The organism is Thiorhodococcus mannitoliphagus (assembly GCF_010915725.1).
In the GTDB taxonomy this organism is placed as follows: Bacteria; Pseudomonadota; Gammaproteobacteria; order Chromatiales; family Chromatiaceae; genus Thiorhodococcus; species Thiorhodococcus mannitoliphagus.
Genome location: NZ_JAAIJR010000147.1, coordinates 1 through 12,135, shown reverse-complemented (window position 1 = coordinate 12,135; position 12,135 = coordinate 1). Strand labels below are relative to the sequence as shown.

Here is a 12,135-nt window from a genome sequence, read left to right as displayed (position 1 = left end):
CCCCCCCCTAATAGTTCCCCCCGGGCCCTGCTTATTTCTGCGGCCCCCCCCCCGCCGGGGGGGGGGCGGGCCCCCGGCCGCTGGGGGGGTCGGGCGGGGGGGGGGCCCCGCTCCCACATCGCTTTGCCTGTAAGAATGCACGGTGTCGAGTCAACCGACTGGACGGTCCGATGGTCAACGCCGCTGCCAGCATCTGGAATTGGGACCGGACCCTCAGTGCAGGTTGCTGCCTCAGTGATCGCGCTGAGTCGATTGCGGACATTCCCGTCATCTAGTTGGAAGGTGCCAAGGTGTGAGGTGGGGGAATCTTCGGAATTCGCGACGAAAGAGCCTTGGAAACAACGGCGCCGGGCGCGCTCGACCGGTCACAGATGTCTTGTCGTGCACCAGCTCAAGGCGTGCGCGCGACCGCCCAGACCTCGACACCTTGGGCGCCCGCGCGGCGCAGGACTCGGCTGAGTTCGCCAACCGTGCTGGCCGTGGTGACAACGTCGTCGATGATCGCGACCCGCTCGCCAGCGAGCGAGCGCCGCGCGACAAAGGCGCCGCGGATATTGCGCCGACGCTCAGGCTCGTCGAGCCCGGCCTGAGGCGGCGTCGCCGTCACCCGGTCACAGCTTCTGGTGTCGACAGGCAGCTCGAGAACGGCGCTGAGGCTGCGCGCGATCTCGAGCGCCTGGTTGTAGCCTCGCGCCCTGAGCCGCTTGAGGTGCAAGGGCACTGGGATCAGGACATCGGGCAGCGCCATCGCCTCTGATTGCAGCGCCGAGGCCAGAATCTGTCCAAGCAGGCGGGCCGCATTGAGCTTGCCGCGAAACTTGGCGCCGGTGATCAATGCCGGCACCTGCAGCTCATATCTCAGGGGGGCAAGGCAGCGATCGAAGGTTGGCAGCGCCTTCTGGCAGCGGCCGCAATGGGCTTCGGCGGGGACGGGGCCGTCGAATGGGAGCGCGCAGCGCGCGCAGGCATTGCGATTCCACGGCAGCTCATCATGGCAGCCCGTGCACAGGTCCCAGCCTTGAGCGCCAGCGGCACCGCAGAGGATGCAGGTTGGCGGGTAGAAGAGATCGAGCAGTTTCGACAGCATCCGCAGAGTGTACATGACCCCTATCGCGCGCCTGTCATGCCCGCATGAGCCACCGCTTCACAGTTCAAAGTTGTAAACCAAAAGCAGGCTGCTTTGGTTGACAACGGCGTGTCGCTCGATAAAGTGGCGCACTTCGTCTGGGAGATTTCCAGCGCCCGATTAGCCGTTCGCCATCAAGATCGCCATGTCACTGCCTCATTCCATTGCCCCCATCCGCCACGATTGGACCCTTGAAGAGATCGAGGCCATTTTCGATCTGCCCTTCTCGGATCTTCTCTTCCGTGCGCAAAGTATCCATCGCGACCACTTCGACCCGAACCAGATCCAGGTCAGCACCCTGCTGAGCATCAAGACGGGTGCCTGTCCCGAGGACTGCGGCTATTGCGCCCAAAGTGCCAAGCACGAGGCCAAGCTCGAGTCCGAGCGCCTCATGCCGGTGGGCGAGGTGTTGAAGGTCGCCGAAGAGGCCCGGAGCAAGGGCGCCACGCGCTTCTGCATGGGCGCGGCCTGGCGCAACCCGACCGACAAGAATCTCGACCAGGTCATCGCCATGGTCGAGGGCGTTCACGCCCTAGGCATGGAGACCTGCGTCACGCTGGGCATGCTCAACGCTGACCAGGCAAGCCGGCTCAAGGCGGCCGGGCTGGATTACTACAACCACAATCTCGACACCTCTCCGGAATTCTACGGCCAGGTCATCACCACGCGCACCTACCAGGACCGTCTCGATACGCTCGAGCATGTCCGCAACGTCGGCCTCAAGACCTGCAGCGGCGGTATCCTGGGCATGGGCGAGTCGCGCCGCGACCGCGCCTCCATGCTGCGTCAGCTGACCAATCTGCCGGCCCATCCAGAGTCCGTGCCCATCAATCTGCTTGTGCAAGTCGAAGGCACGCCGCTCTTCGGCCAGGCCCAGCTGGACCCCTTCGAGTTCGTCCGTGTCGTCGCCGCCGCAAGAATCCTCATGCCGGCCTCCTATGTCAGACTCTCGGCCGGCCGCACCGAGATGAGCGATGAGCTGCAGGCACTCTGTTTTCTCGCTGGCGCCAATTCGATCTTCTATGGGGAGCGTCTGCTCACCACGCCTAATGCCGAATCCGATCGCGACCGCCAGCTCTTCGAGCGGCTGGGACTGGCCTTCGAGCAGGTCGAGGCCGAGCGCACGGAGCCAGGCGCCTGCCACAAACACACCGAGCACAAGCTCGCGCTCAGCGTCTGACGGCCGGCGTCTGTCTTCATCCCGTCGAGATCGAGCCGCCGCATGACGCCAGGCACGCCAGACCAAGGGCTGCACGAGCACCTCGCGCGGCTCGAGGCCAGCCAGCTCTACCGCCGCCGCCGCATCCAGGAGGCGCCTCAAGGCCCGCACGGGGTCGTCGAGGGCCGGCCTGTGCTGAGCTTTTGCAGCAACGACTATCTCGGTCTCGCCGCGCATCCGGAGGTCGCCGCCGCCCTTCAAAGCGGCGCCGCGCGCTGGGGCGTGGGCAGTGGTGCCGCACACCTGGTCAACGGTCATAGCGCGGCCCACCATCGCCTGGAAGAGGCCTTGGCAGCCTTCACGGGGCGCCCGCGCGCCCTGCTCTTCTCGACCGGCTATATGGCCAATCTCGGCGTCATCACGGCCCTGGCCGGACGCGGCGATGCGGTCTTCGAAGACCGCTTGAATCATGCCTCCCTGCTCGACGCCGCCCTCCTCTCCCGGGCCAAGCTCACACGCTATCCCCATGCGGACTCCGCTGGGCTCGAACGCATGCTGGGCAGGGCCTCGGCGCGCCTCATCGCCACCGACGGCGTGTTCAGCATGGACGGCGACCTGGCCCCGCTGCCCGCCCTCGCCGCGAGCGCGCGGAAGGCAGGCGCCTGGCTCATGGTCGACGATGCACATGGCCTCGGCGTCCTGGGACGTGGCGGACGCGGCTCGGTCGACCATTTCGGTCTCGGGCTGGACGACGTCCCCATCCTCATGGGCACCCTCGGCAAGGCATTCGGCACCTTCGGCGCCTTCGTCGCTGGCTCGGAGGCGCTGATCGAGACCCTCATTCAAGGTGCCCGCAGCTACATCTACACCACGGCCACCCCGCCGGCACTCGCGACCGCGACACTCGCGGCCATCGCCATCGCCGAGCGTGAGGACTGGCGACGCGAGCATCTGAATGCCCTGATCGCGCGTTTTCGTGAAGGCGCGGCCCAGCTCGGGCTCACGCTATCCGATTCGCACACGCCCATTCAGCCGCTGCCAGCAGGCAGCGCCGCGCGCGCGCTGGCCTGGAGCCACGCGCTCGAGCGTGCCGGCATTCTGGTCACGGCCATCCGTCCGCCGACCGTGCCCGAGGGCACGGCCAGACTCCGTATCACCTTCTCCGCAGCGCATTCACAGACCGACGTCGACCGACTCCTCGACGCGCTTAGCGGCCTGTCAGCCTCGGATGCCTAACTCCGATATCGCCAATGACTCAAGACAAGACTTCAAATCGGACCGAGCCAACCACCAGGGACCTGGTCATGCTCCACGGCTGGGGGATGCAGTCCGCAGTCTGGAAGGCCTGCCAGCAAGCGATCGCGCCGGGCTGGACCCAGCATCCCGTCGACCTTCCGGGGCACGGCAGTGGGCACTTTTCCGCCGCAACGCGCGATCTCTGGAGCTGGACGGACGCCTGCCTGGAACGCGCGCCGGAGCGGGCACTGTGGCTCGGGTGGTCGCTGGGCGGCTTGATCGCGCTGGCGGCGGCATTGCGCGCGCCTGCCCGCGTCGCGGGCCTCGTCCTGCTCACGGCGACGCCACGCTTCGTCCAAGCGACGGATTGGACCCCGGCGATGCCCGAGTCGACGCTCGATCAGTTCCGCGCTGGACTCGCGGACGACCCTAAGGGAACGCTCAGCCGATTTCTTGCCCTCCAGGTCCGAGGCAGCGAGACAGCCCGCGAGACGCTACGCGCCCTGCGCCATGAACTCTCCGAGCGGCCCGACCCGGATCCGCAGGCGCTGTCCGTCGGACTCGACATCCTCGCGGACGGCGACCTTCGTGGTCGGCTCCCGGATATCAAATGCCCTGCACTCTGGATCTTCGGGGAGCGCGATACCCTAACCCCGCCCGGCGTCGCCGAGCGCGTCGAGATGCTGATGCCGGGCGCGCAGACCCGTGTCATTCGCGGCGCTGCCCACGCCCCGCAGCTCTCGCATCCCCAAGAGACGGCGGCCGAGATCGCAGGCTTTCTCGCCGACCTGGAGTCAGCGCCAACGTCGGCAGAGGCGCCCGGCGATGTCTGACCTCAAGGCACTGGATCCAGGGCTTGCTGTCCAACCCCAAAGCCATGTTACAACCAGCCCCAAGCGTCCAAACCCAGTGAGCCCCATCGACAAAGGCCGTGCCCGCCAGAGCTTCGAGCGGGCCGCCCAGACCTATGACAGCGTCGCCGTCCTCCAGCGCGAGATCGCAGACCGCATGCTGGAGCGTCTGGACTATGTGCGCCTGCGCCCCGAGCGGATCCTGGACGTCGGCACGGGCACCGGCTACGCCATCGATGGGCTGACGCGCCGCTACCCCAAATCCCGGGTCATCGCCCTGGACTTCGCCCACGGCATGCTCGGCCAGGCGCGGCGGCGCGGCAGCTGGATGCGCCGCCCCTGGTGCATCTGCGGCGATGCCGAGCAGTTGCCGCTCGGCGATGCCTCGGTCGACCTCATCGTCTCCAACGCAACCTTCCAGTGGTGCAACGACCTGGAGCGCACCTTCGGCGAATGCCTGCGGGTGCTTCGCCCGGGCGGCCTCTTCATGTTCACCACCTTCGGCCCGGACACGCTCAGGGAGCTGCGCGAGGCCTGGAGCCAGGTCGACGCCGACACCCATGTCAGCCCCTTCCTGGACATGCATGACATCGGCGATACCCTGACCAGGGTGCGCTTCGCGGATACGGTCATGGATGCCGAGCGGCTCACCCTCACCTACGCGCATGCACAAGACCTGATGCGCGACCTCAAGATTCTCGGCGCGCACAATGCCACCGCGCAGCGGCCCCGGGCGCTGACCGGCCGCGCGCGCCTCAGGGCGCTGGAAGCCGCCTACGAGGCCTACCGCAGCGAGGGAAGACTCCCGGCGAGCTACGAGGTCGTCTATGGACACGCCTGGGCGCCCCTGCAGAGGCAGACGCCGGAGGGTGTCAGCATTCCGGTCAGCGCCCTCGGCGGACGTAAGCGGAGTTCATAGATGGCGGCAGGCCCAGAGAAACCGCGGAACGCCGCTAGCGGCGTCTTCGTCACCGGGACCGACACCGGCTGCGGCAAGACGGAGATCACCCTGGGCCTGATGTCGGCCCTGCAGTCGCGCGGGCTGCGCATCCTCGGTATGAAACCTGTGGCAACGGGCTGCGAGCAGGACGCAGAGGGACTGCGCAACGCCGATGCCGAGCAAATCCGCGCGCAGGGCTCCTGCGACGCGCCCTATGGGGTCGTCAACCCCTTCGCCTTTTCGCCGCCCATCGCGCCGCACATCGCCGCTGGCGAGGCCGGCGTCGCCATCTCCACGACCACCATGGTCACTGCTTTCCAGTCGCTGCGCGGCGAGGCCGAGTTCGTGGTGGTCGAGGGCGTGGGCGGCTGGCGCGTACCGCTCGGCCCCGAGCTCTGGTTGGGCGACATCCCCAAGGCGCTGGACCTGCCGGTGATCTTGGTCGTCGGTCTCAAGCTTGGCTGCCTCAACCACGCCATCCTGACCGTCGAGAGCATCCAGAGCGCCGGGGTCAAGCTCGCGGGCTGGATCGCCAATCAGGTCGAGCCAGCCATGTTGGAGCGCGACGCCAATCTGGCAACGCTGGGAGCCTTGATCCAAGCGCCTTGCATCGGCACCATCCCCTGGCTGGACAGGCCCGCCCCCGCGGAGATCGCCGCGCACCTTCGACTTGCGCAGCTGGACCTGGAGTTTCCCGCACCGGGAGCCGGCTCCAGCGCAGGCTGAGGCGCGCAATCTTCCAGACCAAAAGCCCCAGGTCATCTCAGCCGCTCGCCTATCCGTGACTGCTCGCATAGACTCTGCAGATTCGAAGGATCAGCAGTAAGGTGCCCCCCATGAAAAGACCCGCACTCCGCCACGGCTTGAGCCCGTATTGGCGCTATGGACTCACGCTCCTCATCGTCTTCGCCTTATTCCGTCCTGCCCTGGCCGGGGCCGATCCGGTTGCCCAGGTCAAGGGGCTAGGCAAGGCGAGCCTGCTGCTCAAGGATGGCGGCAGTGACCTCATCGCCTATCAAGCCGAGGTGCCGCGCGTGCCCGCATCGACCATGAAGCTTCTGACCGCCTTTGCCGCACTCGAGACCTGGGGGCCAAGCTACCGCTTCGAGACCGAATTCTTCCAGGACCGCAGCGGCTGGCTCTGGGTCAAGGGCTACGCCGATCCTTATCTGGTCTCCGAGGAGCTGGACCGCATCGTTCGCGCCCTCAAGAAGGCAGGGATCAGACAGGTGGCCGGAATCGGCCTCGACGACAGCTTTTTCAGCCCGGAGGTCGAGATCGCCGGTCGCTCGTCCTCGGACAATCCTTATGACGCCCCGGTCACCGCGCTGGCAGCAAACTTCAACACCATCAATCTTGTGCGCAGCGGTGCCAGCGTGCGCAGCGCGGAGACTCAGACCGAACTGACGCCCACGGCTCGGCGCTTCGGCCTGGCGGGCAGCAACGGCAAGCAGCGGGTGAATCTGCGCGAGCGTCCCATCGCCCTGCGCTATTTCGGCGAACTCTTGGCGGCCAAGCTGAAAGGCGCGGGAATCGCGGTGAGCGACGAACAAAAGAATGCGCCTGTCCCAGCCAACGCACGCCTCGTCTATCGACACGCCAACAGCCGCACCCTGTCCGAGATGCTCTCGCCCATGCTGAAGTACTCGAACAACTTCATTGCCAACGCCCTCTTCTTGAGACTGGCCCAGCCCGATGGGCGCGGCCGCGTCAGCATGACGGCGGCTCAAAAGGCGATGACCAGCTTCGCGCGCAGGCGCTTCGGTTGGCGCGACTTCCGCATCGACGACGGCGCCGGACTGTCGCGGGCAAACCGATTGACCGCGCGGCAGCTGGTCGAGCTTGTCGAGGCATTTTCACCCTACCGTGAGCTGCTGGCGGCGCAAGATGGTGATCCCAGGGTGCGCGCCAAGACTGGAACCTTACGCGGCGTCAGCTGCTACGCCGGCTTCGTCAAGCGCAACGGCCGCTGGGCGCCCTTTGCCTTGCTCATCAATCAGCCTGTCGAGTACAACCTCAGACGACGCGTCGCCAGCAGCCTGGCGCGCTAGGCTGCGCGCTTTGCGTGCCGTCCTGACATCCCGCTGGCGCGCGACCCAGAAACGACGTGCTCGTGTCACAATCTGGCCGCATGTCATGGATCGCCTCGGATCGACGCGTCAGTCGATGGACTCGGGCCTAAGTGCTCAACCACCAGGATCCCTTATGCCTGCTTTGCCGCACCGAATCCCGATCCCTGTCTCCAGAGGACTCCTCCCGATAGGGCATGCCATCCTCCTGTTGGCCGTGCTCACGCTTGCCGCCTGCACAACGCCAGCCCCATCGACACCCATGGCAGCGGATTCGGCCAGCCCTGCCGGTCTCCTGCTGAGCCAAGGCGGCAAAGGCTATCCATCCCTCGCCGGCTTGATGCGCCAGGTCACTCCGGCGGTCGTCAATATTTCGGTCGAATCGCGCGTCGGAGAGGAGGATCATCCCTTTTTGCGCGACCCTGAATTTCGGCGCTTCCTCGACAGGATCGGCGTCGAGGCACCGGAGATGGACCCGAGCGAGCGCCGCAAGAGCATGGGCTCCGGCGTCATCGTCGACGCCAAGAACGGCTACGTCATGACCAACAATCACCTGCTCAGGGACGCGACCAAGATCATCGTCACCCTCAAGGACAGACGCACCTTTCGCGCGCGTCGCATCGGCTCGGACTCCGCGACGGACATCGCCATTCTCAAGATCCCACCCGTGAAGGTGAAGCCCTTGAAGCTCGGCAACTCCGACCGTCTCGAGGTCGGCGATTTCGTGATTGCGATCGGCAATCCCTTTGGGCTGGGCCAAACAGTCACCATGGGCATCGTCAGCGCGGTCGGCCGCAGCGGTGTCGCGGGCAACCATCTCGGTAAACTCATCCAGACCGACGCCTCGATCAACCCAGGGAACTCCGGCGGGCCATTGATCAACCTGGCTGGCGAGGTGGTCGGCATCAACACGGCCCTGATCGGCCCAACCGGCGGCAACGTCGGCATCGGCTTTGCCGTGCCCAGCAACCGCGCCAGCACAGCACTGCACAAGCTCACCCGCTCACGATGAGCGCGCGAGCCAGGGCCTGGCAGTTCCAGTCCTGCATGGCATGGCCCACGCCAGCCGTCACGGCCCCGAGGGCTCCAAAGGGACGACACTTGCCGTGCTCGCGGACCTGTCGGGCCAATTGGCCCGGTTTGCACTCACCGAGCCGCTGTTCTAGAGTGCAGAGACATCCCCCAGCGCTCGTCTCCCGTCTCGAATCTTCAGCGTTCAGTCGATCCTCACTCGGTTCGCTCGATCGTCGCGGCCGGCGGGTGAAACGTACTCAAGGTGAAACGCACTCAATCAGAGGAGCCTCAGTCATGTCTGAAGCCAAGCTCGGCGATACCGTCAAGATCCACTACACTGGAACCTTGGAGGACGGCACCGTCTTTGATTCGACGAATGGAAGTGACCCCATCGAATTCACCATTGGCGATGGTGGCATCATCCCTGGCTTCGAGACTGCCGTACAAGGCATGACGCCGGGTGGGACCAAGACAGTGACAATCGCGCCCGAACAGGCATACGGCCACTATAATGAAGAGATGACGCAGCAGGTACCCCGCTCGGCCATCCCGGACGACATCGAGCTGCGCGAGGGGATGATCCTGAGCGCCGAGAGTCCGGACGGCCTGCCGATCTCCTTCACCGTCAAGGCGTTTGACGCCGCGCAGGTGACGATCGACGGCAACCACCCGCTCGCAGGTCGCAATCTCACCTTTGCCCTGGAGCTAGTCGCCATCAGCTAGCTGCCGACGCGGGAGGCAATGCGGACACTCCACGCGCACTCGGCACTTTCGCCGGGTGCGGAAAGGGTCCCCCCAAGGATGCGGCTAAGGCCAGCATCGTCGGGGCCACATAGACGAGCCAGCTTTGGATAGTACGGCCTGGAAACGATGAGCGACAAGAATAAGGATTCCCAAGATCAGCCCGATCAGGCCCGCCCCGATCAGAATGAGACGGCGGAGGACAGCGCAACGAGCAAGCCACAGCCTGGGACGACCGGGGATGTGGCGACTCGTCTGAATGCGCTGTCAGCCGAGGTCGAACGACTCGCGGAGTCGTTGAGAGAGCAGAGAACGGCGTTTCAGGACGCCGAGGTATCGCTGGTCTCCCGCATCGGGGACGTCGATGATGACCGCCGCCAGGCGGCGACCCGACTGCAGCGCACCCTCCAGGCGCAAAGGGATGACATCGACGAACGGCTCAAGCGGCAATCATCGCTGATCGCCCTTGCCCTGCTGATCTTTCTGTTCTTGGTCGGCGGGGCCTTGACCTTCGTTTACTACCAAGTCGGCGAGATGCGCCAGTCCCTCGCGGCACAGGTCAGCGAGATCGGGCAGGCCGTAGAGCACATCGAAACGCCCGCTGCAACGCCTGAGAAGGACCCTATTGCGGGCGAGCAGCTGACCAAGCTCTCGGCGGCCGTCGCGGACATCACGGCATCGCTCGAGCGCTTGAGCGAAGAAACGGAGGCCGCACGCGCCGCGACGCCCGAGCGCATGCCTCCCGAGCCCCTATCCGCGGCGATGGAGGCGCAGCCCGTTGCCGCGGAGGCGGCGAACACCGAACCTGCGGAATCAATGCCTGAGGCCTCGAATGCGCCAGCAGAGGAGGCCAGCGAGGTAGCGCAAACGCCTAGCGTGCATGACGATGACATGGCAGTGTCTCAGCGTGCGCAAACCGACGCGCTCGCAGCAACCGAAGAGAAGACCCCGGCTCAGCCGGAGCAGAGCAGCCTGGAAGAGGCCAAGCCGCCGACTGCCGAGGAAACATCGATCGACGCGCTCGGATCCGAGCAGCAGCCGTCGCCCGAGCCAAACGCCCAGGCCGCACAGGAAGAAAGCGAGGCCGCTCTCGCTGCGGAGCAGACGCCCGCTGAGGAGCAGATCCCCGCATCCGAGATACAGAGTACAGAGACAAGCGACAGCGCGCCAACGTCAAGCACGCGTATCCTGCTAGGCGACAAGCCCTTTACCCTTCAGCTGATGGGGTTCTACTCGCTCGACTCGATGGAGAAGTTCATCTCTGAGCATGAGCTGCCAGAGGAACTCTACTATCAGACCACCAACTACCGTGGCCGTCCCTGGTATGTCTTGATACACAGTGTCCACGACAGCCAGGAGGCCGCCGATGCGGTCGCCGGCAAATTGCCCGCAGACTTGGCGAAGCTCGACATCTGGATTCGTCGGCTCGACCCCGACGAAGCAGTCACCATGATCAACCAGCCTGCGGATTGAATCTCTCGCTACCAGGCGATCGGCTCACCATGCCTGAAGAAGCCCCCGCTCGGCCCATCGTCGGATAAAGTTGCTGCCCAGACGATACCCTTGGCCCCCTCGCTCACATCCAAGGGAGCCGCAGCGCCGCCCATCTCTGTCCTCACCCACCCCGGGCATACCGAGTTGATCTTGACGCCCGTCCCGCTCAACTCGTCCGCAAAGATGCGGGTCACCGCATTCAGCGCCGTCTTCGACAGTCGATATCCAGGGCAGCCGCCATTCATATCGCTGAGCTGCCCCATGCCGGAGGAGACGTTCACGACCCGTCCCCGCCCATCCATCAAGGGAATCATCAGCTGACACAAGCGCAAGACCGCCAGGGTGTTGGTCTCGAGCCCCCGGCGAACTACATCCAAGTCCGCATCGAAGACGCTTTCCTGACCTGACCCAGGCGCTGGATCAGGAAAGATGCCCGCATTGTTGACAAGCACATCGAGCCGGCCGAACCTTGCCTTGACGAGCGCGACGAGTTGTTGAATCGAGTCTTCGTCCAAGACATCCAAGACCTGGAAGTCCACTTCCAGCCCCTGCGCCCTGAGCGTTTCGACCGCCCGCAGCCCTTCGGGCTCGCGACGCGCGGTTAGCACCAGGCTGTAGCCCTTCTCAGCGAGTTGGCGACAGGTCTCGAGACCGAGACCACGGTAAGCACCGGTCACGACGGCAATAGGCTTGCTCTGCATGGCTGAAGGCTCCTGAGTGAAGAAAGTTTGTGCGAAGAACCTCGCACTACGGCTCAAAGGTCAGGGGTTATACTCCGAGCCGTAGAGACGAGTAAGGTCAAGGACTGTCAGACACCCCGCGCTCTCCGAAACTTTGACAATGGATGATTATGGCGAAGAAGTTTCAAGGCTATCCGAAAGGCTTCGACAGCGACCTGGACGCGATCCTCAACCGTGTCTATGGATCCTCCGAAAGCAGTAGCTTCAAGAGTGGCTCGACAAAGATCCCGCAATCCTTCGCGCGGCACGAACAGGACTCTCTGGAGCTGAAGGACGCACTCAGCAAGCTGCGCGATCACAGAGAGAAGTCCCAGAGCACGATGCGCATGAAAGAGGAGCTCGCCTACCTTCAGGAGCAAGTGCAGCAGCTCAAGGCGCTTCGCGAAGAGATTGAGGCCCTGCGCGCGAGACTCGAGGCAGAGTCCGATCAGGATTGAGCGCAATCACGGCGCGCCCCGACCAGGTCGCCACGTCGGTCTCGGTGCTGGCGACATACAAGGGCGTCTCGCGCCACCCATGACCACCCCCGTTTTGCCCCCGGCCCGTTTCCTACCCCCTGCTAGACTGCCTAGTTTAGCTAAAATGGCTCATTTGCGAAGCACTGGGGTCAGTTCTCGCATCGTTACGAAGCACCGGGGTCAGTTCTCGCATCGTTGCATGATTCGCAAGCTTCATGCTAAGAGCGTGCCCATCAATTGTTTCCCGATGCGAGCGATGCCGCCCGAAATCCCCCCTAGCCCCCCTTTGTGAAAGGGGGGAAGTTGT

At 64.9% G+C, this 12,135-nt stretch carries 12 protein-coding genes; 10 read left to right on the top strand and 2 right to left on the bottom strand.

Going from position 1 to position 12,135, the window contains the following annotated elements:
* Positions 1 to 391: 391 nt before the first annotated feature.
* Positions 392 to 1,102 (bottom strand): ComF family protein, encoded by a 711-nt coding sequence (locus G3480_RS22330; RefSeq protein ID WP_206171847.1) that lies wholly within the window; start codon positions 1,100 to 1,102, stop codon positions 392 to 394.
* Positions 1,103 to 1,271: 169 nt separating this feature from the next.
* On the opposite strand from G3480_RS22330, the gene bioB reads away from it, so the two are divergent.
* From bioB to G3480_RS22285, 9 genes are all read left to right on the top strand, one after another.
* Positions 1,272 to 2,306 (top strand): biotin synthase BioB, encoded by a 1,035-nt coding sequence (gene bioB, locus G3480_RS22325; protein WP_164656227.1) that lies wholly within the window; start codon positions 1,272 to 1,274, stop codon positions 2,304 to 2,306.
* Positions 2,307 to 2,348: 42 nt separating this feature from the next.
* Positions 2,349 to 3,521: an 8-amino-7-oxononanoate synthase gene (bioF, locus tag G3480_RS22320; RefSeq protein WP_164656226.1), complete on the top strand. Its 1,173-nt coding sequence runs from the start codon at positions 2,349 to 2,351 to the stop codon at positions 3,519 to 3,521.
* 14 nt (positions 3,522 to 3,535) lie between these two features.
* Positions 3,536 to 4,354 (top strand): pimeloyl-ACP methyl ester esterase BioH, encoded by an 819-nt coding sequence (gene bioH / locus G3480_RS22315; RefSeq protein WP_164656224.1) that lies wholly within the window; start codon positions 3,536 to 3,538, stop codon positions 4,352 to 4,354.
* Positions 4,347 to 5,291, top strand: coding sequence for a malonyl-ACP O-methyltransferase BioC (bioC, locus tag G3480_RS22310; protein ID WP_164656222.1), 945 nt, complete (start codon positions 4,347 to 4,349; stop codon positions 5,289 to 5,291). The genes bioH and bioC overlap by 8 nt, the downstream gene beginning before the upstream one ends.
* Positions 5,292 to 6,038: a dethiobiotin synthase gene (gene bioD, locus G3480_RS22305; RefSeq protein WP_164656220.1), complete on the top strand. Its 747-nt coding sequence runs from the start codon at positions 5,292 to 5,294 to the stop codon at positions 6,036 to 6,038.
* A 110-nt stretch (positions 6,039 to 6,148) separates the two neighbouring features.
* Positions 6,149 to 7,363, top strand: coding sequence for a D-alanyl-D-alanine carboxypeptidase/D-alanyl-D-alanine-endopeptidase (locus G3480_RS22300; RefSeq protein WP_164656218.1), 1,215 nt, complete (start codon positions 6,149 to 6,151; stop codon positions 7,361 to 7,363).
* Positions 7,364 to 7,517: 154 nt separating this feature from the next.
* Positions 7,518 to 8,393, top strand: a complete 876-nt coding sequence (locus G3480_RS22295) for a trypsin-like peptidase domain-containing protein (protein WP_420824638.1) — start codon at positions 7,518 to 7,520, stop codon at positions 8,391 to 8,393.
* Between the two features lie 296 nt (positions 8,394 to 8,689).
* The gene (locus tag G3480_RS22290) at positions 8,690 to 9,118 is read left to right on the top strand and encodes an FKBP-type peptidyl-prolyl cis-trans isomerase (protein WP_164656216.1); all 429 of its coding nucleotides are present in this window, start codon (positions 8,690 to 8,692) and stop codon (positions 9,116 to 9,118) included.
* A gap of 147 nt (positions 9,119 to 9,265) precedes the next feature.
* The gene (locus tag G3480_RS22285) at positions 9,266 to 10,609 is read left to right on the top strand and encodes an SPOR domain-containing protein (protein ID WP_164656214.1); all 1,344 of its coding nucleotides are present in this window, start codon (positions 9,266 to 9,268) and stop codon (positions 10,607 to 10,609) included.
* Positions 10,610 to 10,617: 8 nt separating this feature from the next.
* Here the strand turns inward: G3480_RS22285 and G3480_RS22280 are convergent, their stop codons facing one another.
* Complete coding sequence (locus G3480_RS22280) at positions 10,618 to 11,331, bottom strand: SDR family oxidoreductase (RefSeq protein ID WP_164656212.1); 714 nt, start codon at positions 11,329 to 11,331, stop codon at positions 10,618 to 10,620.
* A gap of 149 nt (positions 11,332 to 11,480) precedes the next feature.
* On the opposite strand from G3480_RS22280, the gene G3480_RS22275 reads away from it, so the two are divergent.
* Positions 11,481 to 11,807 (top strand): DUF5320 domain-containing protein, encoded by a 327-nt coding sequence (locus G3480_RS22275; RefSeq protein ID WP_164656210.1) that lies wholly within the window; start codon positions 11,481 to 11,483, stop codon positions 11,805 to 11,807.
* The last annotated feature ends 328 nt before the right edge of the window (positions 11,808 to 12,135 follow it).

Bases quoted from the DNA above. Each gene is read 5' to 3' on its own strand.
- G3480_RS22330 (WP_206171847.1), bottom strand. From the start codon at position 1,102: ATGTACACTCTGCGGATGCTGTCGAAACTGCTCGATCTCTTCTACCCG.
- bioB (WP_164656227.1), top strand. From the start codon at position 1,272: ATGTCACTGCCTCATTCCATTGCCCCCATCCGCCACGATTGGACCCTT.
- bioF (WP_164656226.1), top strand. From the start codon at position 2,349: ATGACGCCAGGCACGCCAGACCAAGGGCTGCACGAGCACCTCGCGCGG.
- bioH (WP_164656224.1), top strand. From the start codon at position 3,536: ATGACTCAAGACAAGACTTCAAATCGGACCGAGCCAACCACCAGGGAC.
- bioC (WP_164656222.1), top strand. From the start codon at position 4,347: ATGTCTGACCTCAAGGCACTGGATCCAGGGCTTGCTGTCCAACCCCAA.
- bioD (WP_164656220.1), top strand. From the start codon at position 5,292: ATGGCGGCAGGCCCAGAGAAACCGCGGAACGCCGCTAGCGGCGTCTTC.
- G3480_RS22300 (WP_164656218.1), top strand. From the start codon at position 6,149: ATGAAAAGACCCGCACTCCGCCACGGCTTGAGCCCGTATTGGCGCTAT.
- G3480_RS22295 (WP_420824638.1), top strand. From the start codon at position 7,518: ATGCCTGCTTTGCCGCACCGAATCCCGATCCCTGTCTCCAGAGGACTC.
- G3480_RS22290 (WP_164656216.1), top strand. From the start codon at position 8,690: ATGTCTGAAGCCAAGCTCGGCGATACCGTCAAGATCCACTACACTGGA.
- G3480_RS22285 (WP_164656214.1), top strand. From the start codon at position 9,266: ATGAGCGACAAGAATAAGGATTCCCAAGATCAGCCCGATCAGGCCCGC.
- G3480_RS22280 (WP_164656212.1), bottom strand. From the start codon at position 11,331: ATGCAGAGCAAGCCTATTGCCGTCGTGACCGGTGCTTACCGTGGTCTC.
- G3480_RS22275 (WP_164656210.1), top strand. From the start codon at position 11,481: ATGGCGAAGAAGTTTCAAGGCTATCCGAAAGGCTTCGACAGCGACCTG.